Origin of the sequence: Brumimicrobium mesophilum, assembly GCF_003025005.1 — a bacterium.
Taxonomy (GTDB): domain Bacteria; phylum Bacteroidota; class Bacteroidia; order Flavobacteriales_D; family Crocinitomicaceae; genus Brumimicrobium; species Brumimicrobium mesophilum.
In genome coordinates, this window is sequence record NZ_PVSS01000015.1 from 26,550 (window position 1) to 48,024 (window position 21,475).

Annotated in this window: 37 protein-coding genes; 29 read left to right on the forward strand and 8 right to left on the reverse strand. The window is 36.9% G+C overall.

Translation table 11 applies throughout. The annotated features are described in order from the left end of the window. The first annotated feature begins 64 nt into the window (after nucleotides 1–64). From C6368_RS14400 to C6368_RS14525, 28 genes are all read left to right on the forward strand, one after another. Nucleotides 65–316: a hypothetical protein gene (locus C6368_RS14400; protein ID WP_107039926.1), complete on the forward strand. Its 252-nt coding sequence runs from the start codon at nucleotides 65–67 to the stop codon at nucleotides 314–316. 105 nt (nucleotides 317–421) lie between these two features. Next, nucleotides 422–2,515, forward strand: coding sequence for a hypothetical protein (locus C6368_RS14405; RefSeq protein ID WP_107039927.1), 2,094 nt, complete (start codon nucleotides 422–424; stop codon nucleotides 2,513–2,515). A 2-nt stretch (nucleotides 2,516–2,517) separates the two neighbouring features. Next, entirely contained in the window at nucleotides 2,518–3,405 is an 888-nt protein-coding gene (locus C6368_RS14410) for an AAA family ATPase (protein ID WP_199851650.1), read from the forward strand. Continuing rightward, entirely contained in the window at nucleotides 3,398–4,018 is a 621-nt protein-coding gene (locus C6368_RS14415; RefSeq protein ID WP_107039929.1) for an ATP-binding protein, read from the forward strand. The genes C6368_RS14410 and C6368_RS14415 overlap by 8 nt, the downstream gene beginning before the upstream one ends. Then, on the forward strand, nucleotides 4,018–4,395 hold the full coding sequence (locus C6368_RS14420; protein WP_107039930.1) for a hypothetical protein: 378 nt from the start codon (nucleotides 4,018–4,020) through the stop codon (nucleotides 4,393–4,395). Before C6368_RS14415 ends, C6368_RS14420 begins: the two co-directional genes overlap by 1 nt. 2 nt (nucleotides 4,396–4,397) lie before the next feature. Further along, nucleotides 4,398–4,643 carry a hypothetical protein gene (locus C6368_RS14425; RefSeq protein ID WP_107039931.1) on the forward strand — a complete coding sequence of 82 codons (246 nt, stop codon included), beginning with the start codon at nucleotides 4,398–4,400 and terminating at the stop codon, nucleotides 4,641–4,643. A gap of 30 nt (nucleotides 4,644–4,673) precedes the next feature. After that, the gene (locus tag C6368_RS14430) at nucleotides 4,674–5,114 is read left to right on the forward strand and encodes a DUF4494 domain-containing protein (protein WP_107039932.1); all 441 of its coding nucleotides are present in this window, start codon (nucleotides 4,674–4,676) and stop codon (nucleotides 5,112–5,114) included. 4 nt (nucleotides 5,115–5,118) lie between these two features. Further along, complete coding sequence (locus tag C6368_RS14435; protein WP_107039933.1) at nucleotides 5,119–5,775, forward strand: DUF3164 family protein; 657 nt, start codon at nucleotides 5,119–5,121, stop codon at nucleotides 5,773–5,775. 2 nt (nucleotides 5,776–5,777) lie between these two features. Continuing rightward, on the forward strand, nucleotides 5,778–6,026 hold the full coding sequence (locus C6368_RS14440) for a hypothetical protein (protein ID WP_107039934.1): 249 nt from the start codon (nucleotides 5,778–5,780) through the stop codon (nucleotides 6,024–6,026). 18 nt (nucleotides 6,027–6,044) lie between these two features. After that, a complete protein-coding gene (locus tag C6368_RS14445) occupies nucleotides 6,045–6,458 on the forward strand; it encodes a hypothetical protein (RefSeq protein WP_107039935.1) in 414 nt (137 codons plus the stop codon). 2 nt (nucleotides 6,459–6,460) lie between these two features. Then, nucleotides 6,461–7,258: an HNH endonuclease signature motif containing protein gene (locus C6368_RS14450; RefSeq protein WP_107039936.1), complete on the forward strand. Its 798-nt coding sequence runs from the start codon at nucleotides 6,461–6,463 to the stop codon at nucleotides 7,256–7,258. A gap of 12 nt (nucleotides 7,259–7,270) precedes the next feature. Further along, on the forward strand, nucleotides 7,271–7,549 hold the full coding sequence (locus tag C6368_RS14455; protein WP_107039937.1) for a hypothetical protein: 279 nt from the start codon (nucleotides 7,271–7,273) through the stop codon (nucleotides 7,547–7,549). Continuing rightward, nucleotides 7,539–7,841, forward strand: a complete 303-nt coding sequence (locus tag C6368_RS14460; RefSeq protein WP_107039938.1) for a hypothetical protein — start codon at nucleotides 7,539–7,541, stop codon at nucleotides 7,839–7,841. The genes C6368_RS14455 and C6368_RS14460 overlap by 11 nt, the downstream gene beginning before the upstream one ends. Continuing rightward, nucleotides 7,826–8,242: a hypothetical protein gene (locus C6368_RS14465; protein WP_107039939.1), complete on the forward strand. Its 417-nt coding sequence runs from the start codon at nucleotides 7,826–7,828 to the stop codon at nucleotides 8,240–8,242. The genes C6368_RS14460 and C6368_RS14465 overlap by 16 nt, the downstream gene beginning before the upstream one ends. A 34-nt stretch (nucleotides 8,243–8,276) precedes the next feature. After that, nucleotides 8,277–8,534, forward strand: a complete 258-nt coding sequence (locus C6368_RS17325) for a hypothetical protein (protein WP_159038618.1) — start codon at nucleotides 8,277–8,279, stop codon at nucleotides 8,532–8,534. A gap of 4 nt (nucleotides 8,535–8,538) precedes the next feature. After that, a complete protein-coding gene (locus tag C6368_RS14470; protein ID WP_107039940.1) occupies nucleotides 8,539–8,814 on the forward strand; it encodes a hypothetical protein in 276 nt (91 codons plus the stop codon). A 22-nt stretch (nucleotides 8,815–8,836) separates the two neighbouring features. Then, nucleotides 8,837–9,268, forward strand: coding sequence for a DUF4406 domain-containing protein (locus C6368_RS14475; RefSeq protein WP_107039941.1), 432 nt, complete (start codon nucleotides 8,837–8,839; stop codon nucleotides 9,266–9,268). 12 nt (nucleotides 9,269–9,280) lie between these two features. After that, nucleotides 9,281–9,682, forward strand: a complete 402-nt coding sequence (locus C6368_RS14480; protein WP_107039942.1) for a hypothetical protein — start codon at nucleotides 9,281–9,283, stop codon at nucleotides 9,680–9,682. Nucleotides 9,683–9,694: 12 nt separating this feature from the next. Next, entirely contained in the window at nucleotides 9,695–10,111 is a 417-nt protein-coding gene (locus C6368_RS14485) for a hypothetical protein (protein ID WP_107039943.1), read from the forward strand. A gap of 84 nt (nucleotides 10,112–10,195) precedes the next feature. Continuing rightward, the gene (locus tag C6368_RS14490) at nucleotides 10,196–10,984 is read left to right on the forward strand and encodes a phosphoadenosine phosphosulfate reductase domain-containing protein (protein WP_107039944.1); all 789 of its coding nucleotides are present in this window, start codon (nucleotides 10,196–10,198) and stop codon (nucleotides 10,982–10,984) included. A gap of 65 nt (nucleotides 10,985–11,049) precedes the next feature. Continuing rightward, the gene (locus tag C6368_RS14495; protein ID WP_107039945.1) at nucleotides 11,050–11,427 is read left to right on the forward strand and encodes a hypothetical protein; all 378 of its coding nucleotides are present in this window, start codon (nucleotides 11,050–11,052) and stop codon (nucleotides 11,425–11,427) included. Nucleotides 11,428–11,578: 151 nt separating this feature from the next. Next, nucleotides 11,579–12,259: a hypothetical protein gene (locus C6368_RS14500; RefSeq protein WP_107039946.1), complete on the forward strand. Its 681-nt coding sequence runs from the start codon at nucleotides 11,579–11,581 to the stop codon at nucleotides 12,257–12,259. Beyond that, nucleotides 12,247–12,693 carry a hypothetical protein gene (locus C6368_RS14505; protein ID WP_107039947.1) on the forward strand — a complete coding sequence of 149 codons (447 nt, stop codon included), beginning with the start codon at nucleotides 12,247–12,249 and terminating at the stop codon, nucleotides 12,691–12,693. The genes C6368_RS14500 and C6368_RS14505 overlap by 13 nt, the downstream gene beginning before the upstream one ends. Nucleotides 12,694–12,871: 178 nt before the next feature. Further along, nucleotides 12,872–13,105: a hypothetical protein gene (locus C6368_RS14510; protein WP_107039948.1), complete on the forward strand. Its 234-nt coding sequence runs from the start codon at nucleotides 12,872–12,874 to the stop codon at nucleotides 13,103–13,105. Between the two features lie 119 nt (nucleotides 13,106–13,224). Then, on the forward strand, nucleotides 13,225–13,365 hold the full coding sequence (locus C6368_RS17330) for a hypothetical protein (protein ID WP_159038619.1): 141 nt from the start codon (nucleotides 13,225–13,227) through the stop codon (nucleotides 13,363–13,365). 6 nt (nucleotides 13,366–13,371) lie between these two features. Beyond that, the gene (locus C6368_RS14515; RefSeq protein WP_107039949.1) at nucleotides 13,372–13,563 is read left to right on the forward strand and encodes a hypothetical protein; all 192 of its coding nucleotides are present in this window, start codon (nucleotides 13,372–13,374) and stop codon (nucleotides 13,561–13,563) included. Nucleotides 13,564–13,610: 47 nt separating this feature from the next. Next, on the forward strand, nucleotides 13,611–13,880 hold the full coding sequence (locus tag C6368_RS14520; protein WP_107039950.1) for a hypothetical protein: 270 nt from the start codon (nucleotides 13,611–13,613) through the stop codon (nucleotides 13,878–13,880). Nucleotide 13,881: 1 nt separating this feature from the next. Continuing rightward, on the forward strand, nucleotides 13,882–14,148 hold the full coding sequence (locus tag C6368_RS14525; RefSeq protein WP_107039951.1) for a hypothetical protein: 267 nt from the start codon (nucleotides 13,882–13,884) through the stop codon (nucleotides 14,146–14,148). Between the two features lie 441 nt (nucleotides 14,149–14,589). Here the strand turns inward: C6368_RS14525 and C6368_RS14530 are convergent, their stop codons facing one another. From C6368_RS14530 to C6368_RS14565, 8 genes are all read right to left on the reverse strand, one after another. Then, nucleotides 14,590–15,012, reverse strand: coding sequence for a hypothetical protein (locus tag C6368_RS14530; RefSeq protein WP_234369146.1), 423 nt, complete (start codon nucleotides 15,010–15,012; stop codon nucleotides 14,590–14,592). Nucleotides 15,013–15,041: 29 nt separating this feature from the next. Continuing rightward, the gene (locus C6368_RS14535) at nucleotides 15,042–15,566 is read right to left on the reverse strand and encodes a phage virion morphogenesis protein (RefSeq protein WP_107039953.1); all 525 of its coding nucleotides are present in this window, start codon (nucleotides 15,564–15,566) and stop codon (nucleotides 15,042–15,044) included. 1 nt (nucleotide 15,567) lies between these two features. Then, nucleotides 15,568–15,771 carry a hypothetical protein gene (locus tag C6368_RS14540; protein ID WP_107039954.1) on the reverse strand — a complete coding sequence of 68 codons (204 nt, stop codon included), beginning with the start codon at nucleotides 15,769–15,771 and terminating at the stop codon, nucleotides 15,568–15,570. 3 nt (nucleotides 15,772–15,774) lie between these two features. Next, the gene (locus tag C6368_RS14545) at nucleotides 15,775–16,590 is read right to left on the reverse strand and encodes a phage head morphogenesis protein (protein WP_159038620.1); all 816 of its coding nucleotides are present in this window, start codon (nucleotides 16,588–16,590) and stop codon (nucleotides 15,775–15,777) included. A gap of 95 nt (nucleotides 16,591–16,685) precedes the next feature. Then, a complete protein-coding gene (locus C6368_RS14550) occupies nucleotides 16,686–17,933 on the reverse strand; it encodes a phage portal protein family protein (RefSeq protein ID WP_107039956.1) in 1,248 nt (415 codons plus the stop codon). Between the two features lie 2 nt (nucleotides 17,934–17,935). Continuing rightward, nucleotides 17,936–18,397 (reverse strand): phage protein Gp36 family protein, encoded by a 462-nt coding sequence (locus C6368_RS14555; protein ID WP_107039957.1) that lies wholly within the window; start codon nucleotides 18,395–18,397, stop codon nucleotides 17,936–17,938. A gap of 3 nt (nucleotides 18,398–18,400) precedes the next feature. Then, nucleotides 18,401–19,930 (reverse strand): hypothetical protein, encoded by a 1,530-nt coding sequence (locus C6368_RS14560; RefSeq protein WP_107039958.1) that lies wholly within the window; start codon nucleotides 19,928–19,930, stop codon nucleotides 18,401–18,403. Further along, nucleotides 19,931–20,368: a DDE transposase family protein gene (locus C6368_RS14565; protein WP_107039959.1), complete on the reverse strand. Its 438-nt coding sequence runs from the start codon at nucleotides 20,366–20,368 to the stop codon at nucleotides 19,931–19,933. A gap of 65 nt (nucleotides 20,369–20,433) precedes the next feature. On the opposite strand from C6368_RS14565, the gene C6368_RS14570 reads away from it, so the two are divergent. Then, on the forward strand, nucleotides 20,434–21,471 hold the full coding sequence (locus C6368_RS14570) for a caudovirus prohead protease (protein ID WP_107039960.1): 1,038 nt from the start codon (nucleotides 20,434–20,436) through the stop codon (nucleotides 21,469–21,471). Nucleotides 21,472–21,475 lie beyond the last annotated feature (4 nt).

Here is a 21,475-nt window from a genome sequence, read left to right on the forward strand (position 1 = left end):
ACTTGTTAAATAGAGAAAAACTCTATTATATTTGTAAGCAATTAAACACAAATATAATAAATATATGAAATTCACAGAAGAAGATTATACTGATGCGAAAAATGCACACCTAGATAGAGTGAATTTCCTTCGATCACAAATTGCATACGGAGATTGGAAGGAAGTTGTTAAAATTTGTAATGAGTCTGGTGAAGAGATCGGAAGTACAATGCATGCAATTAACATCATAAGAAGTGTGAATTCAAAAAAACACATGGCAGTTTTCAATGCTCTGGAGTCAGTGATAGAGAAAAGATTACAGCAATTCAAATCATGATGCTAAAAGAAAAACCGAAATCAACAATAGATCTGCTCTTAAAAGTAGTAGGACTATTTGGATCTCTAGGAGCCCTCATCCATTTTATGAATTAACACCAACAAAATGCAAAATTCAAATCAAGAGTTACAATACTCTAATCCATACGAATATTACGGTCCTATTTTATGTGTAAAAGCAAGATGGTTGTATAAGGAGGCATGTATTATTACAAAGCACTTATATGATGCACTTAGAGATAGAGGTCATTTAAACGTTGTTCGCCAAGGAAAAGGGAAAGGAAACTACGCATTAGTAGAATTTGAAAGCATTAGAAATGACATTAAAGAACAAATTGAAAATCTTGTAAAACCAATTGAAGAGGTTTACAATGTTCTCGAGGATCTAATAGAACCGGACAACGAAGCGATCAGATATTTCGCTACGCAATACAGAAAACCTGAAGGTGGTTTACTTCCTCCAGCTAAACAACGTGAATACTGTACAAACGCAATCATTCTTAACGCTTGCAAAAAGTTCTATTCTAAGAATGTAGCGAAAAAGAAAAAAGGCTGGATTTGGGATAAACTATCTCAATCGGTTAATGATCTCGACACAGAGAAATATGTTTTCAAACTTCCATCTACTCCCGTAACTCTTAAACGTGCTTTTGCGAGATATGAAAAAGAAAGTTACATGGGATTAGTTCACGGAGGACACGGAAATGATAACCCTCGTAAAATCAACGATGCCATTGAACGCATTATCCTTTCAATTTCAGCGATGAAAAACAAGCCTTTCAATAATTGGATAGTTGAAATGTACATGAGCTTTATGGCTGGCTCTACAGAGATTGTAGACATGCAGACTGGCGAATTATTCAACCCTGAAGATTTTTACCATAAAGGCGCTCCTGTTACCTTCTCGGAGGCGACAGTTTGGAATTACGTTAACGAACCTAATAACCAAGCTTTATTGGCCAAGTATAGAACAGATTCTCACCAATACAATAACAACCACCGTCCACACGTACACCGCCACGCTCCGAAATTCTCACTTTCTAAGATTTCATTAGATGATAGAGATCTGCCTAGAAAATTGAAAAACGGAAAACGTGTGAAAGCTTATTACGCTTACGATGTTGCATCAGGTTGTGTGATCGGAGCATCTTATTCAAGAGATAAAGACACGAAGTTGTTTATTGATTGTATCAAGGACATGCTGCAATTCTTAGGACGTAACAATTACGGAATTCCAATGGAAATGGAAGTTGAACATCACATTGTAAACAACTTCAGAAATGACTTAATGAAGGCAGGAATGGCCTTTCCATTTGTAAGATGGTGTAACCCGGGTAATTCGCAGGAAAAACGCGCGGAACACTTTAACAAGTCAAAAAAGTACGGTTACGAGAAAAGATACCAGGAAGGAATTGGAAGATGGTATGCTAAATCAGAAGCTCATAGAACGATAGTTGAAAAGGTTTTCGATGGTGAAAACAATAACTACAAAGAAAAGCAATTCGACTATGGAGACCTTGTAGCAGACGATATCCACACAATCGAATTATACAACAATGATCTACACCCCAACCAAAGGAAATACAAAGGCAAAACGAGAATGCAAGTATTGGAAGAGAATATCAATCCTAACTGTAATGATTTTGATGATGTGATCTGGTCGAAGTATGTTGGTGATAAAACAACAACTTCAATTAAAAGAAATCAATACATGAGGGTTAATTATCAAGATTATGGAATTCCAAGTATTGATGTAATGAAGCAATTACAACCTAACAATTATGAAGTTGACGCTTACTACATCAGAAATGAGGAAGGAAACATTGACTACGTAGATGTTTTCCAAGGTGAAGAGTACATCTGTAGAGCTGAACCTATTGCAACATTCAATGAGGCAACGGCTGAGCAGACGGATAAAGATAGAGAGAACATGTTACAACAACAGAAATTCATCTCAAGCTATGACGCATCAATCAAGGAAGCATCAAGAAACAAAATCACAAAACTGCAGATCACAGAACAAGTGAAATATCCACGTATTGATCAACCTAAAGAAGAAATTATTCAAGAAGCCTTGGTTATTGATGATTTAGATACGAACGACGATTTTGAAAGGCTAATGGCTTCGAACAATTCTGACGAATGGATTAAGAAATCAAAAGATAGCCTTTACACTGTAAACCAAAGAAACAACGATTAATTATGATAACAACTGAATTTAAACAACGAGTAGTAACGGCAATTACTGAAGATAGACAAAATTATCCATCAGCTGCAAAACAAGCCGTAACATTAGGAATAAGCTCGGCTCAACTATCAAGAATTGCAAAGGGAGAACTTGAGAAAGTGATTTCTAATCCTAACTGGTTAAGCATTGGAAGACGCTTGAACGTATCTCTCCAGGATAGACCAACTTGGAAAGCAGCGAAAACACCAACATTTGAGTTCATATACAATCAATTAACTGATTGCAAGCGTGACTCAGTAAGCGCTTTATTGTGCGATTCTGCGGATATCGGAAAGACATTTACAGCGAAGTTTTTCGTGAAAGAAAACAAAAACGCTGTTTATATCGACTGCTCCCAGGTAAAATCAAAACAGAAATTCGTAAGACAGATCGCTAAGCAATTTGGAGTAATTCACACAGGCCGTTACGCTGATGTTTATGACGATTTAGTTTACTACTTACAATCGATTCCAATGTCAGCGCCTCCTATTATCATAGTGGATGAAGCAGGAGATTTGGAATACCCAGCATTCCTAGAATTGAAAGCATTGTGGAATGCGACCGAGAATATTTGTGCATGGTACATGATGGGAGCTGACGGTTTAAAGGCAAAGATTGAATCTAACCTTGATCGTAAGAAAGTTGGTTTCACCGAAATCCTATCACGATTTGGAGGAAGCTTTCAGAAAGTGTCTCCAGACGGAAAAGAAAACCTTGAAGACTTCAAGAAGTTGCAAATGGGATTAGTTGCCCGAGTGAACTTAGAAGATACTGCAGTTGATTTGAAAAACATCTATAACAAGACTGGAGGATCATTGAGAAAGTTAAGTGCTTACGCTAAAAATCAAAACGGAAATGTCTAAAAAGCAAGCAACATCAATTCAAAAATTTGTCAAGAAGAAATTCAAGGTTATGGCATTCAAAGGAACATGGAAAGAATTACTAGGTACGCCAGCAACCAATGGTTCTTGGATAATCTATGGAGATTCTGGTCACGGAAAAACAACCTTCAGTATGAAACTGATTAAATACTTGTCAAGCTTCAAAAAGTGCGCTTATGTCCCATTAGAGGAAGGTTTACACCTCACGTTTCAAATGGCGGTTAAGGAAGCAAACTTATTGTCATCATCTTCAAGAATTAAGTTATGGGAAGATTACACAGTTGAGGATATAGATGAAGAGCTTTCTAAGCCAAGAGCACCCGAAATCATATTTATTGACTCGGCTCAATATTTCAAGTCAAACGAAAAGTCAGTTAACGAATTAACAAAATTTGAATACAAAGAACTTTCAAAGCGATATCCAAATGTAATATTCATCTACATCTCCCACGCTGAGAAAGGAGATCCAAAAGGAGGACTGGCAAAGTCGATATACTTCGGTTCACATGTCTGCCTCGAAGTAAAGGACTTTTCAGTGTCCCCAATGAAAAACAGATATGGAGGCAAAGTTTCCTTCGACATAAACGAATTATAATGAAAACAAAACAATCACAAGTTACCCGAAGAGTTGCAGAAATGAGCCACACAAAAGAGGCTGTAATGAATGCTATTGGCGCAAGCTTAATAGAATTCAACACTTTCTTATATGACTTAGGTGTGGCAAAGGCTGAACAAAGCATGAAGCATCAAGAATTGGTTAGAATGCCTGAATACTGGAAATGGTTCAGAAATGAATACTTCATGTTTGAAAAGGACCTATTGGAAGACATGACTTACATCCGTGAGGATTTTTTCTCGGGCAATCCTAATCACGTAGCAAACAACAACTACATATATAAACGTGAGATGTGCTTGCTGCTCACAATAGAGAATGTTGACGCATCATTCTACTCATTCATTAAAGAATTCTAATCATGGCACAATCAAGATATATAAACGACGAAAGAAAGCGATTAAACCTCGTGTGTAAACAAATAATTCTCTTAGAAAAAAGCTTAGCGAACTATCGAAAAGTTGACGATTGGTACATGAAAAAATACAGAGATCTAAATGAATTGAGAATATCAAAGAAAACGATCGAGTCACGCATTGAGAATTTCGGAAAGGAAAAAGGACTCTTAGTGCCTTATGTGATTCCTGAAAGATCGACTAAGAATTAATAAACAAGTAACAATTTAAAACCAAAGTATATGAACAACTGGTATGAAGTAAAAGCAAAGTTCGTCAAGCAAATGGATGACGGAAGATTAAAAAGAGTTACAGAGCCGTATCTAATTGATGCAGTGTCGCACATGGAAGCTGAGGAACGAGCTTGGAAAGAAGTTTTAGAGCATGTTGCTGGTGAAGTAATAGTAACCGGAATCACTCCGAAAAACTATAGCGATATCTATGCTTCAGATGAATCATGTGATTTATGGTGGGCATGTGTGGTAGGTTACCGATCTATTGATGGTGATAACGGAAACGAAAAATACATCAAGAGTAACATCCTCGTCGAAGCTGTAAACATTGACACCGCTTTGGAATCATTAAAAACTTTCATAGTCAGCTTCACAGTGGACACATTTATCCACTCAATCAAAGAAACTTCAATAGTTGAAGTTCTACCATACAAACCAAGTAACGATTAACAAAATGGAAACACAAACAAAAGAAAAAAGCATTCACGAAATGACCTCCAAAGAGATTGAGGTCTTTATGAAAAAGAAACGTGCAGCGGAACAGAAAGCATACGAAAAAGAAAAGAAAGAGTACGAAGATGAGCGTGACGCTACTGTACTTGATTTGATTTATAAAGCTGAGGCCGTAAATGAAGCGCTAAAAGAATTCAAAAACACTTGTCACGAAACTTTCGAAGCGCACAAAGAGCGACTTGACAAATACGGAGGTATTAGGTCTAATTCTAAAGGTGGTTTCTCATTAACGCATGCAAATGGAAACATGAAAGCTACTAGGATTAGATCAACTACTCCGCAATGGGATGAGAGAAGCGAAAAAGCGATTGAGCTAATTAGCGACTTCTTGAGAACAACGGTGAAGAAACGAGACGCAAAGCTTTTCGAAATCCTTATCAGCTTCATTCAGAAAAATGACAAGGGAGAGCTTGAGTATGCTAAAGCAATGCACCTCTTCAAGCACAGAGATAAGTACGATGATCCTCGATGGGTGAAAGGCTTGGATTTGATTAACGAATCATTTTCTATTGCTTTCAGATCATACGGTTACACTTTTTCTGTAAAAGACAAAGAAGGAAAATGGGAGAACATAGATATCAACTTTACAAGCTTATAAATATGGGATGGTTCACAAGAAAAAAGCGTGCTGAAATCAGCACGCTTCAACAGAAAAACAGACTACACACGAGACTAAAAAAGGCAATAACACCAAATCAATACATCGTTGATTGTGATATTGAATTTAAAGGTAAAAAAGTGAGTAGAATACAATTCAAAACAAGTGGTAGATCTCGCAAATCAGTCGCTACTGATATTGAGAATGAAATCAAAATCAAAGTGATGAAAGTAAACAGAACTAAAAAGTAAAATCTAAAACACAAGCAAATGGCAATCAAATTCAATCAATATTTCGCAATTGAAAAGCGAATTAAATCATTAGGAGTTGATATTGATCGTGAAGATGTGATTAGTGAATTAACCGGAGGGAAAAAGGATTCCCTTCGGTCACTTACACCACACGAGTATAAAGAGCTCTTATATGCAATGACTAAGACATTAGGCAATGAGGCCAACCGCATGCAAAAAAGTATGGACGCTCAACGCAAGAAGATCATTGCGCACTTAGCAAAGGTTGGTTATACAACTCCTGAAGGAAAAGCCGACATGAAAAGCATTTACAGTTGGGTGTTGAAGTATGGATACTTGCACAAAGGCCTTAATGACTACACAGCCAAGGAGCTTCCTTTTTTAGTTTCCCAGTCACATAATGTCTATAAGAAATTCATTAAAGCCCTTTAATCATGAGAAAACGAAAATCACCACGCATCTGGACACGTGAAGAGGAGGGAATTCTAAAAAATGAATATCCAACAACATCAACTAAGGAGTTGGCAAAGAGACTGAATGTTTCACAGGAGTTGCTAAGATCGAAAGCTAAACGAATGAGCGTAAAGAAAGACGCTTGGACGCATGGCAGACAACCTTGGACAAGGGACCACAAAGAAATGATGACTAAGTACTTCGCAATAACAAAAAGCTCAGATTTAGCAAAAAAAATGAATAGATCAGTCAACTCGGTAAACTCTCAAGCAATTGTGATGGGTATAAGTAAAGATGAAGATTATTTGAAAGAAGTTGCAATTCAAAGAGACTTAGACCTCACCAAAAGAGGAGAAAAAACCCGGTTCAAAAAAGGAAGAGTTTCAAATCGTAAAGGAGTGAAGTTGACTCCAGAACAATTTGCTAAAATGAAACCAAACATGTTCAAAAAAGGACATAAAACACACAATACAAAACCAATTGGTTACTCAAGAATTACCGCCGACGGCTACATCGAAGTAAAAGTCGAGCAACCGAAAAGATTCGAACTCCTTCACCGATTCATGTGGAAAGTTTGGAAAGGTCCAATTCCCGAAGATCACATAATAACATTCAAAGATGGGAATCAAAAGAATTGCAATATCGAGAATCTAATATGTATTAGTAAAGCTGACAACATGAATCGAAACAATATCAACCGATATCCAACAGATTTAAGAGATACGATGTGGCAGATTGGTAGATTAAAATCAAAAATTAAAAAAATTACAAATCAATAAAAACTAGGAATTATGGCAAGAAATAAATTAGAAGACTTAAGAGATCATTTATTCGCTCAAATGGAAAGATTGAATGATGAATCACTTACTCCAGAACAAATTGCGCAGGAAGGAAGTCGTGCGAAATCAATAGCGATGATATCAAGCTCAATTGTAGACACGGCTAAAATTGAAGTCAGATATCTTGAGCTTAACAAAGAAACAGAAATTGAATCACGAAGCCAGTTGTTTAAGGAGGTTAACCCGGAGACACCTGCCGAAAAATTAAAAAGACTCGACTATGTTGGTTAAGCTGGATAAAGAACAAACAAAAGCGCTTCTTTTTGAGCTTAGAAACTTCTCTATTGAGATTTTCAACTCAGAATATGAAGCTCACATAACAGAGGCTGTTCTAAAGATTTTCGTTACGAAATTAATGAAGCAAAGCATGGATTTAAAACCACGACTTAGCATCACATTAGATCCTCCAACAATGAGAGCGCTTCAATTTGTTTTAGCGAGAATAACTCCTCCAAATAGTTACCATCTATATGTAACAACTCAATTATTAACTCAAATAGACATCAAATGCGCTACCTTATAAAATTCCCAAAACACGAAGCTACAGCAATGGTTGAGTATGACATCAACGGCATGCTTGTAAAATATGAGTTAGAACCAGGAGCATTCGGCAAAGAACAATTCGACTTCCTTGCAAAGGTGTTTCCATACAGTTTAAATAGGCTTGAAAAGGGATTGAAATCACTTAAAATGATAGATGTTCGAGAATTGAAAGAAGATATCTCATTCGATGCGTTCTATGATAAATACGCCCATAAGGTTAGTAAACGATCAAAGGCTGAGAATATCTGGAAACGAATGCCTGATTTAGAGAAAGCGAAAGCGATAAGGCACATTGATCTTTACGAAACACAGCGATTAAAAACAGGCGTAAACAAAAAGTACCCCGAGACTTATTTAAACTCGGAAATCTGGAATAACTGATCAATTACGAATTACAAATTAACAATTAACAATTATGGCAGATAGCAATACAGTGGAGCATTTCGATGCACTAGTAAGGGTTAACCAAAAGGTGTATAGGCATAAGTGTCCAAAAATTAAGGAATACCTTAAAGAACGAAAAAGAAAAGTGAGAATTAATACATCACATTTGACACCTAGTTTTGACAGTCAGTATAAGTGTAACACTTGTAACACAAAAGGAAAATCAAATCCTGAAACGGGATATTGCATAGTTTGCGACACAGATAACTGGGAATTCATCAACAATTAAGAAAATGGAAAACATTGAAATAACACAAAAAGACAAGCTCCACATAGCTGAGTTTGTCTTCGCAGTAGAGTGTGACACATTAATAAAAACTGAATTAACGAGATGCATGATGGCCTTTTATAACTCTAAAATCATTACAGAGAGAGAAAGAGACGTAGTTTCAGCTTATGTAAGTGTCAATTATGCAAAAGCACTTGATCTAATGGGTGACTATCTACTTAGGATATCAGCAGAGCAAGGAGACTTAATTATGAAAGAATATTACGCTGGTAAATTATAAACAATTAAAAATTCAAAAAACAATGATAAAAACAATAGACGACATCACAACTCTAGACATGAATGAGAGCCAAGTTCATGATTTAGCAATTGCAATGGCTACAGGAGACAAAGAACGAATAAAAGAGCTATTCAGCCAAGTCGATAAACGTAAATCAATTTACATAGCCGGAAAGATCACAGGCATGGAGGAAAAGGCGTTTGAACTATTTGGAATGGCTGAAAAGGCATTGGTTGAGTTCGGACACCGAGTAATTAATCCAATGAAATTACCACACGATCATGACAAGACATGGAGCTCTTACATGCGTGAATGTATTCAATATTTAGTAACTGCAGATAGCATCTTTCTATTACCAAACTGGAAAGAAAGCCCAGGAGCAAAAGTTGAGTTTCAAATTGCAACGGCTTTAGAAATGAATGTTTATTTCAAAGTTCAAGAATTAATAAATTAAAATCTATAATTAATGAAAACAATTACAATAACAATATTCCTACTTCTATCCTTAGTAGGTACAGCGCAACACTTATATTTCTCAGATGTCCATCTTTTCGACGTTGACAAGGAAGGGCATGTATTATCACATTCATTTCCTTACACCAATATTGAATTGAAAGTTGAGGACAGTCTTATTCATTACACCGAAATCAATTCATGTGGTACCATCGTGGATGAACGCACTTACACTGTAATCAAGCGTGAGTATGAGAATAAGTTCAATTACTACACCGCTGAGCTTGATGGTGTAACTTATGAAATAGGTTTGCCAACTAAAAATAAATGGATGATTTCAATAGAGGAAATTGGAAATCCTAGAGTAAGATTAATAAGTGCGAGAAATAAATACCTTGTTAAAGGTGAAAACTAAAAACCAATAAAAATGAAAAATCAAAAGATAATTATCGACCTATGGAAAGCTGCAGTAATTGCAGTGTTAACGACAGTAGCGTACATGTTCTACGAAGAAACAATAGTTTCAGTTGTAATTTGGATAGTAATAGGAATATTCGCGATATACTTCTTCATAGTCCACGTGATTGATGTTCCAGACTGGGATAGTCGTGATATCCCCGAATATCGAAAAGACCTCAGAGAATTCGAAGCGAATCAATGTAAAGAAGACAAGTGCCTCCTTACTGATGAGACGCACCTAACTGAAGAAGAATTCTGTGAATTACACTCTCAATTTTATGGTGAAAAAATAGATAAAATCGGCCAATTGAAATGGTGTTGTTTTACAGGGCTTCAATTGAGGGAATACGTTGATCATGCGATTAAGAATAAAAAGCCTAAATAACGGGATGCAGCTAAAAAATAGCGATAGCGACCGTAGGTATTTTTTAGGTGCTGTTAGCACTAGTACGAATTTAAAATCAGAAATATGAATTTACACGATTACGACATAATCATTATCAATTCCAGCGGTGGCAAGGATTCTCTTTGTGCGCTTTGGGAAGTGTGCCGATTGGCTGATGTTCAGGATTTCCCTTTTGAAAAAATGGCTGTCTCGCATCAGGATTTAGGTGATATGGAATGGGCTAGAACAAAAGAACTGGTTAATAGGCAAGCTGATTTATTTGGGCTAAAAACCTACTACTCAAAGCGAAGGGATAAGAACGGATATGAAGAAACGCTTTTGGAGTATGTTGAGAGGCGGGGAAAGTGGCCGAGTAACAAACAGCGCTACTGCACCAGTGATTTCAAACGTGGCCCAGGTGGAAGGGTGGTAACTGCTCTGACAAAACAACTGGGAGAATGCAAAGTGCTGTATGTGTTCGGATTCCGAAAAGATGAAAGCTCTTCCAGAGCGAAAAAAGAAATACTGAAATTGAATAAGCCACTAACCACAAAAAAGCGGACGGTTCACGATTGGTTACCGATACACGACTGGGACAAAGAAATGGTGTGGTCAACTATCAACATACATAACTTACCGTATCATCCAGCTTATGATTTAGGAATGCCACGACTTTCGTGTTGCTTCTGTATATTCAGCCCATTCGATGCACTGGTAGTGGCTGGCAAAGCAAATCCTAAATTACTTGATAGATACATTAAAGTAGAAAAGAAAATCGGTCACACTTTCAGAGATGGCTTTGCAATTGAATCTGTGCGGGAGGCAATTGATAATAATTATGAACCGAAAATCATCAATGACTGGGTTATGTAGCATTGGTGCTAACGAGGGCAAGCATGGTTTGTTTTAAAGTTGATTAACAGATAAATTAAATAGATATGGGAAATATAAAAAGTAAAGATTTAAGAATTGGAAACCTATTGACCTCTAAAAGTTGGGGAGGATATCATCCTGTAAGTGGAATAGAAGTATTTAGGAGTCACTTTGAAGTGAAAATAGGCGGGTATATTCATAAAATATCGGATGACGCTCAGGTAGATTTAGATACGATACCTTTAGATAAAAGTGACTTAATTAAATTTGGATTCGTGAAAGAGGAATGTTTCTATTATAAAAATGGGGTTGCTATAGAAGACGATTTTACATTAGAAGGCTTTGGCGATGTAGAATTGAAATACGTTCATCAACTCCAAAATCTTTACTTTGCCCTTACAGGGGAAGAGTTAGTTATGAAAGATGAACTAACTTTAAAATAAACTACCTCTATCGTTGTGCTCTTTGCTTTTTGGCATTGAGAGACAACATAAGGCTAGGCGCTTTTTTAATGGCGCTTAGCACCTGTTATCAAACCTTAATAGCTGAACTACTTAAAAAGTTTTATAATTTAGTAACCAAAACATCAACAAAATGAAAAAGTTAATTTTTACCCTAGCAACATCCGCATTCCTTTTTTCTTGCGGACCAACAGAATCACTTGAAGATTTAAAAGATGAAAAAATCAAGGTGATTAAAGAAGATACTTACTTGAGTGATTCAATACAAATGAGTTATCTAGACAGAATTACGGAATGCAAAACTAAAGAGTGTATTGAAACAACAGCAGATGAGCATGCTGATAAATCGACAAAAGCCTTTGCATTGGCAATGATTGAAGAGGAAAATAAAAAGAGCTCTTGGGAATACAACTCAACTATTGATGAAATGACAAGTGATAGTTCGTTCTTTGCTAAAATTGCATCAGATAATTTTGCAAACTTGGAATTTCCCTACGGAGGACTGAATTATGCTTCTCTAATGATAAGAAATGTAAACGGAGAAAACAGTATTGTGTTTGCGATTGATAAAGGTCAGTTTAGCACAGATTACAACGTAAGTACTTGGATGGTTAGGTTTGATGATAGAGAGCCGTTAAAATACAGTATTCAAGAGAGTGCTTCAGGGAATTCAACAGTTAGATTTCTTACTCCAGTAAAGTCGTTTATTGAGAATGTAAAGAATTCAGACAGTATGAAAATTCAAGTAAGCTTTTTCCAAGAAGGAAACTTTACCTATAAATTCAAAACATTAGACTTAAAATGGGAACATTAGAAAACGATAACTGGAAAAACATCAGCGTTAAAATCGAAGGACGAGAAGCCTTTGATATTGAAAGCTTCGAATATCCAATTAAAACAGAAAGCTATTTCAACTTACAGGAAAGTGTAACTAGAATCACTCAATTAACGATAGAAGACCAAGAGCGATTAATTAATCTTAAAACTAATGGATACAATATCTCAGAAAAACGATGGCTTATGATAAAAGCTTTTCAAGAAGGTCTGCATAAGGATCGTGAATTAGAAAGCTATTATGAAATGAAAAAAGAAATTTTGAGGACAATGGATCCAATGCAAGTAGTGATTAATAAAAACGGAGGAGTAGAGGTTCAAGCAATCCCTGACTGTTGCTATGCACAGCTTCAAAATCTAAATTACCATATAAACAGAAGGATGTTGGAACTATTGGATATTTATAATCTTTAGGTCTTATTAATTATCAATACAAATAACCCGTATCTTCGCAATCAACAGTATTGCCATATACGAGTTTTAGATTCAATGAAAAGCCTTAGCCGTTCGGTTAAGGCTTTTTTTTATGCTCAATTATTTATGAGCACATTAACTCCTTATATTTGCATTGTACCATACTTCTCAGCTCCTTATGGCATATAATCCAAAAAACAAACTCAAAGCATTCAGAAGGATATTGCAAATCTATTCAGAGGTTAAGCAGGAGGATATTCCTGACACGTTTATTGTTCAAAAAGTATTCCCTAAGCATCACATCTACATCTCTTACCGCACATGGATGACCATCAAAGGCATGAAGCCATCCGAACTTCAATACGAAGGAGATAAAGATTTCGTAGATCCTAACCAACTTTCACTTTTTTGAATTGTCCAAGAATGACCAAAAAAAACCAGTAAATAATGCGAGGTTTTGCGAGATTTAAAGATAATCTCGCAATATTCTAAGACTAGAAGCCTTTCGAATTCTCCAAAAATGACCAAAAAATGAGCAAAAAAGACACAAAACAAACAATCAAAGATCTTAAGAAAAAGCAAAAGCACCACGAAAAGCGAGCAGAGCACTTTGAGAAAAAGGCTAAAGAACTTGAGCAAGAAGAGAAAAGGATTGGTTTTAAATTTTACTAAAGTAATATGAAAACATTCGAAGTACAAAAAAAGGAACAAGACATCATACACTCACGTGCAATGTTGATTATAGATGATCTTAAATCGAAATATCCAAAAGCCAAAGAATACGTAGTCACTAACGAGTATAAGGTCGTTGGACTAGACGATGTTTGGAATGTTAGAATGTATGTGGATGGTGAAGAAGTTAACCATTAATAATTAACCATTAAACATTAAACATTATTTTACCCTATATTTGAATTATGAAAAACACAAAAGCAAAGGAAGGCTGGTTAAATCGGCATGTTGATGGATTACCAACCGGCAAGTGTAAACTAATAATCGACCTCGAGCCTTTCGTGGGGCCAGATGAAAACGCAAACTTTCTATGTTATTGGCATCCTGTGGCGGACAAAGAAATCCATACTAAAGGATATCTAGGCACAGCAACAGTTGGAGAAAACCGAAACGGCATTGGATTTCACGCTTGGGAACAAAATAATAGTGAATTCGTTTATTATAAAATCGTTTAATATGAAAACAAAACTAATCCTTACAATAGAAATCGAAGAGGAATTCTTAGATACTCAATCTCTTTACAGTAAACTTATGGCGTCCGACGGAGTTTTACCAATAAATGAGGTTTTTAGTCCGGGAGCGAAAGTTATTGCAACTCGAGTAAGTAACTTAGTTTCTCCTAGAACAAATTTTGCTAATGCAATAGGAGAATTACATGGGCCAACTACGGCGTTAGAATTAGAGTGCATTATGAGTGGTAGGTCAGAACACAAAGAAGATTAACAACTACAATCGCTCCGCATTCACTTAATATTTGTGAAATAATAGCGTTATAGTTGCGTAGATGCAATTAAAGTATTATAATTGCACTGTTATTACTCAGCAACGAAAAAAGAAATTATTTGTCTTGGGTTGCAAAAAAAGATTAAAGGTCCGGTTTTCCTAGAACTGGGCCTTTTTTTTGTCCGAAAATCGGAATAGGCGTAACACGGGTGTAAGACCTAGGAAGTCTTTTTGGCCGATATTAAATACCTGCTAATACTTTTTTCGCATGAGTAATAACAAACAAAAAAAGGAAGAGGGTAAACTCGTATTCACTATGTACATCACAGTGAAGGGAAAGCGAATTTACCGTAAGAATGGGAAACCATTCTGCTTCCGAGTAAAGTAAACTATTAGGTTTGAACTAGGGTGATTAGGATAAGCCCTAGTTTTTTTAGTTATTTAAACATTATCCGCCTTCCCCCTATAATAAACCGCATATTCCTGCACCCCATCCTCTCTCGGCACTCTACGCCATCCCGTTCGAATCAACTTCCCAAACATCACGTCAGGCTCAAAGCCTTGCACCACCTTATGCACTTCGTCAATAAGAGTCCAAATACTTCTTGCTTGTGTTTTCTGTGTTGTTGGAGCTTGGTAGCTCGTATTGGTTAGTTTCAGGTTGGCAATCCTCAACTCAAGCGAGAACTCACCCATTTGTCTATTCTCAGGCGTTGCAGATCTATCCTTTCCAATATTGGTAAAGTTCGCTGCATTCACATCAATTAATATACAAGGCCATTGCACCGGGAAGTTTGGAGAATAATAATCCAATTGTCCCCAATTCTCATCAACATACTTTGCAGCAGGTACCTCAGTTGCCAACAAATTTTGCGTTGCTGTAATAACTTCAATCATTTCTTGAATTCTTTAATTAAATAATCTCTAATTTCTACCTTCGTGTCCAGGAACACTTCCTCAACCGCTTTGCCAACATTTGGGTGATCTCCGATGAACTGCCTTTGTTCAATCTTTATCTTTTTACCCACCTTCATAAGCGCCATGTTTTTCCATTGTTTCGCCTCAGAACTCATCGCAATATCTCTTTGTGAGCCTTTACCGCTAACTGCTCCTGAAGTCTTGTAATACATCGCCCAAAAAAAGCTTTTCATTTTCTTGGTTACTGTAATTTCTCCTCCTTCATTGTGAATTGAAGCGTACGGGAGAGAAGAGGTGTAAATAATATTATAATTTGAAATTGTTGAATCAATACTCTGCCTCAATGCCCCTGATCGCAACATTAAACTACCTCTATCGTTGTGCATTTTAGTTGGTTTCCAAGCATCATCAAAGAATGCTTTTCGCTCAAAGTTTCTGTCAAACTCATCGTCGAGCTCGAGCTTTACATCCTTTATGAAGTTTTGAATGATCTGTTGCATATTACGATGTTTTAAAAGTTTCAGGATAATCTCGCCTTAAAATCCTAGCGTTAACAATGTGTTGAAGTTGATGAAACGAAGTAACCCACTCACCAATTTCGGAAGAATGTGTCCTTTCTAAATTGATGAATAAATTATGAGCCTTTACAAGTGCATCCATAACCTGCTTCTCTTCATCCGTATATGGTTCTTTAGATTTATCCATAACTTACTTCTTAATTTCCTTTTCTGCAGTAGCTTTTACCGCCTTAGCACCTGCCACTTTGTAGTACGGATGATGTGGAGGGAATGCAACTTTATCCTTGCCCGGATTAAATCGGAAAATCTCCAATCGGTTCTTTCCATCCTTTCCAATTTGGGAGGTTGCATCAGCTCCAAGCTTGTTTGAAATCTTGCTATCCGAAACTTCATACTTCGACTTTCTAACCTCAAAAGCTGTACATCTACATCTCCATCCATTTGGTGGGTAGTATTTTTCCCAAAACTTATCGTCTGCAGGTAAAGTAATTTCGTCAAGAGCTTCATGCTCCAGTCTCACCTTATCATCCTTTGCCGTTCGATACTGAATGTTGTAACGTCCTTTGTTACTTTCAACCTCTGCCCATTTCGCAGACATTTGCGCAGAGCTTCGTGCAAATTCATACTCGGCTTCCAGATAGTTTTGGTTATACTTTTCTTGTATGCTTTTCACATCTTCAGAAAACTTTTGAAAACTCTTCAATTTTCCGTCTTCATCCAACAATAACCTCGATGCTTCACTTAGTTGTGAATGCGTTTTCAATGCAGAAAACACAAATACATCATTTTCCAAACTTGTTAACATTGCTTTTGGGATGACGTTATCCGCAATTCCTTTCTTTAATGCCGTTTTGAAAACCTTATAAGTTGCGTTAATCAACCCCTTATATTTCATGATGTCAGCAGAGACATAAGCACCTGCAGCTAGCAATTTCTTATAAGCTTCTTCAACTTCCTTTAAAGGTGAATTAATTGGCGTTTCATCAGCGTTTAAATTGACTTTCAATTTGTGGCAGTCATCGCAATAATCTGAATAGATTCCCTCCAGTCGCAAATGCAAACTTTCAAAATACTGCTTACTCCCCGACCTAATCGTCGGGGCTAGAGAAAAAGTCCGTCATCAGCTTTAAGCTTTTGAACAACCTCACGCTTACCGATAATCTTAATATCGAATTTCTCTTCTACCCATTCAAGATCTACCTCAGCATATTGCATTACTGCAATAACTTTTTTCCATAGTTCGTCTAAATTTTCAGGTATGTCATAACGCAATTTCACATCACCGGTAATAAATCCAATTCGCTTCAACGCTGGAAGAATAGTTTTATTCCAGTAATCTTGAGCGATCACAATATCTTCCATTACTTTCTCCCAAAGTACATCTTGAGCGCTCTCATCTTTCGAGCGATTTCCATTCACAGTGTCCTGGGCAATTATGGCTCCTGAAATAAGCATGCTCATTTCATTGTTACATAATTTGATTAATTCATTGTAAACGTCTCCAGAACTCGACACACCATCAGCAAATTCAAACTCTTCATGTTCGTCGATGATAAACCAAGCAGCTGCACCCATGTCTGTCATCATTGCCTCGGCACGTTTCAACATTGCAGGATCTCGTGTATCCGTTTTCATGAAACGTGGAGGAATCCCATAAATCTCACACAATTCAGCCCAACAGCTTTGTGCGAAGTCTTTCATTAAAACATGTTTCACAGATTTATTAATGAGACCTCGCTCTTCAGAAACGAACTCCAACAAGAATGTTCCAAACTCACGCATCTCACGGTAAAGGATAAATTTATCATCGTTTACATCAGGATAAAAACGTCCGTTTTGAGGCACTACATTCGCTCTTGGAATGAGTTTCACACTTACTTGCTCAACGTTTTCAATGTCTTTATATTTCCCAATCTCAACGAGTGAATAACCAAAATACAAAGCATTTGCTGCATGCTTTGTCAATTTTCGATAAATACCGGCATCTTTCAATTTCTCGGTTTGCACTTCGTCGATTTCACCGCTTGCAGTTTTCAAATTCCAATCTAAAGAGAACATCTTAGTTTGTCTATTCTCAATTTGAGAGGTCAATAAGCCGTCATCCATCACACGAGTAAAAATGTCTTGCAATGCGAAGTTTCTCGGATCTTCCTCTCGTTCCGTCGCCAAAATTGCCTGATTCCACATCTTTAAATCAATGCGAGTTCTTGCAACCGCTTTTGGTTGAGGGTTCAAAACTCGTCGAGTGATTTCCTTATGAGCGTTGTTTTCAGCTTTCAAGTTTTGAACTGGTTGAATTGTTCCCAATCGCTCATTTATAACTTGCGCCACTTTATTAAATAGTTCCATAATTACTCGTAATTGAATTTAGGTCTCGAACCAAATCGAAACGGTTGATTGTTTTCTCCACTAGGATCAGTTACTGCCGGGTCAACTTGAGGAAGAGATCCAATTGTCATTTTTCCGTCAAGTATCATTTTCAAAGTTTCCAAAGCTCTGTCATAACGCTCCTTGGTTTGCTCATAAATGATATCTGCGTTACATAAATCAACAACGTGCCAAATGGTAACTGTTTTGGTTAAAGACAGAATCAAAGCATTACGGTCAGTTCCTGTAGCTGCGAAGATTGCCTCCACATCATAAACAAGCCTTCCATCATTAAACTCGTGCTTGAAGTTCGGCATTAGATAGCCCTTCACCTCTTCAATAGCAACCTCAATGGCTGTATCAATTATGGTGTCGTCCCCTTCAGTAATTTGGTCAAGGATATAAGCGTACTTATTGGTCTTGAGTTCTAATATTGATAAATACATATCTTAATTTTTAAATGAAATTCGTTTACCTACGATATGCGTAGTTTCTTCCGTTGCAGAATTCTCCTGAAGTTTAAATACGCAACCTTCTAATGCATCTGGACCATCCATTGTTTTTGAAGCAACATCAACATCCAGCATTTGATCTTCCATTCGTTCCATATCGGGAGTGCCTTTTAGTTTTTGGTCGAAAATCAAATCTCCACTCCTGTGGATAGGATCCAATGTTCCTTCAATTCTGTAAAATTTATCAGGCTTATTCCTATTATCTAATGAAAGAGGAAGTCTTGTTTTACGTCTTTTAGCTCGTTTCTTAATTTCAGGATCAATAACCTGTTCATAAAAAGCATCTTGTAAGGAGTTGTTTTCAATCCATCCTCTTCGAATCTGGACATTGTGTTCCATCAAATAATCATTAGCATCATAAAGCCAATCGACAAAGCGTGAGTTGCCCGTTTGATCAAGTCTGATCCAGTAGACGAAATACATGAAGTTTTTATAACCAACTACAATTACACATTTTGCTGAGGCGTTACCTCCGCTCTTGTCTTTGTTCGATGTTGATGGATCTGCATAGAATAGAACCTTCTCACATTTATGAATAGGTGGACATTTACCATACTTAATTTCCTTAAATACTGTACCTTCTTTCAATGGATTATTGAAGTATTCTTTTTGTTGATTTCTGTAGGACATAGGTTTTAACACCCTGTCAATCATTTCCTCTGTATTCTTTTGTGGCCAAGTAGATTTACCTTTCTTGTCCCGAATATTTACAATTTCATATCTATCAGCTTTCTTTCCAAGTTCTGTGATCGTGGTATACTTTCCAATAATGTTTCCTACTGCCATTAAGAGTAGAGGATTAGAAATCGACCGAGTGGCATAAAGTGCTTCAAGTACCCAGTCAACTTTAGCTTTTATTCGTTTCTTATTTCGAACCTCTTCATCTGTATCAATATCATCGATCAAAATAACATCAGGCCTCACAGCTTCGTTTCTAGTTCCACGAGGAGATTGACCTGCACCTAGAGCTCTAAATGCAACTCCTTTCTTGGTGATAAATTCACTCGCAGTCCAACTTCCAACACTTTCTTGCTTTCCGTAATCGTTAATTATACGGTTGTTTGATTCAAGAATAGACTTATAAGGAAGTAGCAAACGTTCAGCATCGGTAGAAGTAGCGGAGACAAGAATAACGTTCTTCTTTTTTCCAGTTACAGTAAGTTTTAAGACGTCCATCATTGTTCTTGCCGATTTTGCCAACTCACGACACCAAGCTCGTACAAGGAAAAACTCAGCGTTTTCCATCACGCATTTAGTTGATGGTTTATGAAATGGAGCTGGCTCACTTAAATAGAAGTTTGGGAAGTAGTATTTATACCACTCCTCGTTATTTCCTTCAAGGCGTTTGATACGCTTGGCTTTGTCTCCTTGACTTTCATCTAAGTCAACAGGGGTAGCTTTGTCAATATTCTTTCTGAACTCCTGCCACTTTTCATAATAGGCCTTGTCGCTGATCTTCTTTGCCATCTACTTCATTTTAGATTGAATGAATAAATCAAAGTGATTAGTAATCTTCTTGGCTTCCTCTAAATCAATCTCACGCACGAAGTCAATAAAGTCTCTTGCAACTTCTACAATTTGACCAATAGAAGTTTCAACCTCCAGCTTTTGAATTGCGCTTGTGATCTTAGAAATTACATCAGCTTCTTTTGCCTCTGCAACCTTATAATCACGTTCTGTAATTTTAAGGTTCAGAAATTCCAATTGATCATACAATTGAGAGATCTGATGTTGCTTTGTGATCAGCATTGATTTCCTCAATTTCTTCCATTCACCTTTTTCAATCCATCGGGAAACTGTTTTTTCTGTCACCTTGACACGTGTTGCGATTTCCTTTTGAGTTAAATTCTCGGAGGTGTACAATGTCTTCGCATAGTCATGTTGTTGTTGTTTCTGCAATCTCATACTACTATTTATATGCAAAGTTGACCTAAATCAATCGGATTTTGAAAAAACGTTGTAAGGGTTGCATGACATTTTGGCGCAATTTGAAAGAATCCGCAATTTTGAAACCTGAACGATTGAACAATCAATTATTAATTCAACTAGAATTTATGCCAAAAAAAGGTGACAGCTTCGTTTTGAACGACGAAAACGAATTGAATAGCTACGGTTTTAGGACTTCAAATGAAGGATTGAACCTAGACAGATTCAAAGACAATCCTGTATTGTTGGATTACCACCGCACTTCTAACGAGTCGGTTATTGGTCGTTGGACAAACATCAGAATCGAAGGATCACTATTGTTAGCTGATCCTGAATTCGACATCGAAGATCCAGCAGCATTGAAAGTAAAAGGAAAGGTTGACCGTGGCTTTATCAAAGGTGCATCAATGGGCTTGACTTTCAGCCATAAGAACATGGAGATTCAACCAGACGGGACCTATCTATTAGGAAAATCCCAATTAATGGAAGGTTCTATCGTGTCCATTCCATCAAATCGTAAATCATTAAAGCTCTATACAGAGGATGGTGATCTAATGACGGAGGAATCTGTCAAATTATCAATTAAGCAAATCAGTAAACCCAAAATAGATATGCCAAAAGTAGCATTAAGTTTTGCTGCATTAACAGCGCTAGGTCTTCAAAGTGATGAAGATTCAGTTGCATTAAGCGCAGCAGTTGAAAAGCTAGCAGGTGAGAAAACCTCACTTACAGCAAAATTAAAAGCTAAAACCAGCGAGCTTGAAGCGTTGGAAAGTAAAGTTGAAGCAGACAACGATGCAAAAGCATTGTCTATGGTTAAGAACGCAATCACAGAAGGTAAAATCACAGCCGACAAAAAGGAGAAGTTCTTAAAAATAGCTAAAGCTGATTTCACATTAGCCGCAGATTTCTTAAGTGAAATTCCAGCGAAAAAAACATTGGCTGGAGAAGTGATTAATTCCACTTCAGGTGGTGACCTTCCAAAAACAATGGATGAGTTCGAGAAATTGTCAACTGAAAAGAAGTTGAGTTTCCAAGCAGATCACCCTGCAGAGTTTGAAAAATTATTCACGCAAAACTAGTAAT

Excerpts from the sequence above, each read along its gene's own strand:
- C6368_RS14400 (WP_107039926.1), top strand. The coding sequence starts at position 65 with ATGAAATTCACAGAAGAAGATTATACTGATGCGAAAAATGCACACCTA.
- C6368_RS14405 (WP_107039927.1), top strand. The coding sequence starts at position 422 with ATGCAAAATTCAAATCAAGAGTTACAATACTCTAATCCATACGAATAT.
- C6368_RS14410 (WP_199851650.1), top strand. The coding sequence starts at position 2,518 with ATGATAACAACTGAATTTAAACAACGAGTAGTAACGGCAATTACTGAA.
- C6368_RS14415 (WP_107039929.1), top strand. The coding sequence starts at position 3,398 with ATGTCTAAAAAGCAAGCAACATCAATTCAAAAATTTGTCAAGAAGAAA.
- C6368_RS14420 (WP_107039930.1), top strand. The coding sequence starts at position 4,018 with ATGAAAACAAAACAATCACAAGTTACCCGAAGAGTTGCAGAAATGAGC.
- C6368_RS14425 (WP_107039931.1), top strand. The coding sequence starts at position 4,398 with ATGGCACAATCAAGATATATAAACGACGAAAGAAAGCGATTAAACCTC.
- C6368_RS14430 (WP_107039932.1), top strand. The coding sequence starts at position 4,674 with ATGAACAACTGGTATGAAGTAAAAGCAAAGTTCGTCAAGCAAATGGAT.
- C6368_RS14435 (WP_107039933.1), top strand. The coding sequence starts at position 5,119 with ATGGAAACACAAACAAAAGAAAAAAGCATTCACGAAATGACCTCCAAA.
- C6368_RS14440 (WP_107039934.1), top strand. The coding sequence starts at position 5,778 with ATGGGATGGTTCACAAGAAAAAAGCGTGCTGAAATCAGCACGCTTCAA.
- C6368_RS14445 (WP_107039935.1), top strand. The coding sequence starts at position 6,045 with ATGGCAATCAAATTCAATCAATATTTCGCAATTGAAAAGCGAATTAAA.
- C6368_RS14450 (WP_107039936.1), top strand. The coding sequence starts at position 6,461 with ATGAGAAAACGAAAATCACCACGCATCTGGACACGTGAAGAGGAGGGA.
- C6368_RS14455 (WP_107039937.1), top strand. The coding sequence starts at position 7,271 with ATGGCAAGAAATAAATTAGAAGACTTAAGAGATCATTTATTCGCTCAA.
- C6368_RS14460 (WP_107039938.1), top strand. The coding sequence starts at position 7,539 with ATGTTGGTTAAGCTGGATAAAGAACAAACAAAAGCGCTTCTTTTTGAG.
- C6368_RS14465 (WP_107039939.1), top strand. The coding sequence starts at position 7,826 with ATGCGCTACCTTATAAAATTCCCAAAACACGAAGCTACAGCAATGGTT.
- C6368_RS17325 (WP_159038618.1), top strand. The coding sequence starts at position 8,277 with ATGGCAGATAGCAATACAGTGGAGCATTTCGATGCACTAGTAAGGGTT.
- C6368_RS14470 (WP_107039940.1), top strand. The coding sequence starts at position 8,539 with ATGGAAAACATTGAAATAACACAAAAAGACAAGCTCCACATAGCTGAG.
- C6368_RS14475 (WP_107039941.1), top strand. The coding sequence starts at position 8,837 with ATGATAAAAACAATAGACGACATCACAACTCTAGACATGAATGAGAGC.
- C6368_RS14480 (WP_107039942.1), top strand. The coding sequence starts at position 9,281 with ATGAAAACAATTACAATAACAATATTCCTACTTCTATCCTTAGTAGGT.
- C6368_RS14485 (WP_107039943.1), top strand. The coding sequence starts at position 9,695 with ATGAAAAATCAAAAGATAATTATCGACCTATGGAAAGCTGCAGTAATT.
- C6368_RS14490 (WP_107039944.1), top strand. The coding sequence starts at position 10,196 with ATGAATTTACACGATTACGACATAATCATTATCAATTCCAGCGGTGGC.
- C6368_RS14495 (WP_107039945.1), top strand. The coding sequence starts at position 11,050 with ATGGGAAATATAAAAAGTAAAGATTTAAGAATTGGAAACCTATTGACC.
- C6368_RS14500 (WP_107039946.1), top strand. The coding sequence starts at position 11,579 with ATGAAAAAGTTAATTTTTACCCTAGCAACATCCGCATTCCTTTTTTCT.
- C6368_RS14505 (WP_107039947.1), top strand. The coding sequence starts at position 12,247 with ATGGGAACATTAGAAAACGATAACTGGAAAAACATCAGCGTTAAAATC.
- C6368_RS14510 (WP_107039948.1), top strand. The coding sequence starts at position 12,872 with ATGGCATATAATCCAAAAAACAAACTCAAAGCATTCAGAAGGATATTG.
- C6368_RS17330 (WP_159038619.1), top strand. The coding sequence starts at position 13,225 with ATGAGCAAAAAAGACACAAAACAAACAATCAAAGATCTTAAGAAAAAG.
- C6368_RS14515 (WP_107039949.1), top strand. The coding sequence starts at position 13,372 with ATGAAAACATTCGAAGTACAAAAAAAGGAACAAGACATCATACACTCA.
- C6368_RS14520 (WP_107039950.1), top strand. The coding sequence starts at position 13,611 with ATGAAAAACACAAAAGCAAAGGAAGGCTGGTTAAATCGGCATGTTGAT.
- C6368_RS14525 (WP_107039951.1), top strand. The coding sequence starts at position 13,882 with ATGAAAACAAAACTAATCCTTACAATAGAAATCGAAGAGGAATTCTTA.
- C6368_RS14535 (WP_107039953.1), bottom strand. The coding sequence starts at position 15,566 with ATGCAACAGATCATTCAAAACTTCATAAAGGATGTAAAGCTCGAGCTC.
- C6368_RS14540 (WP_107039954.1), bottom strand. The coding sequence starts at position 15,771 with ATGGATAAATCTAAAGAACCATATACGGATGAAGAGAAGCAGGTTATG.
- C6368_RS14550 (WP_107039956.1), bottom strand. The coding sequence starts at position 17,933 with ATGGAACTATTTAATAAAGTGGCGCAAGTTATAAATGAGCGATTGGGA.
- C6368_RS14555 (WP_107039957.1), bottom strand. The coding sequence starts at position 18,397 with ATGTATTTATCAATATTAGAACTCAAGACCAATAAGTACGCTTATATC.
- C6368_RS14560 (WP_107039958.1), bottom strand. The coding sequence starts at position 19,930 with ATGGCAAAGAAGATCAGCGACAAGGCCTATTATGAAAAGTGGCAGGAG.
- C6368_RS14565 (WP_107039959.1), bottom strand. The coding sequence starts at position 20,368 with ATGAGATTGCAGAAACAACAACAACATGACTATGCGAAGACATTGTAC.
- C6368_RS14570 (WP_107039960.1), top strand. The coding sequence starts at position 20,434 with ATGACATTTTGGCGCAATTTGAAAGAATCCGCAATTTTGAAACCTGAA.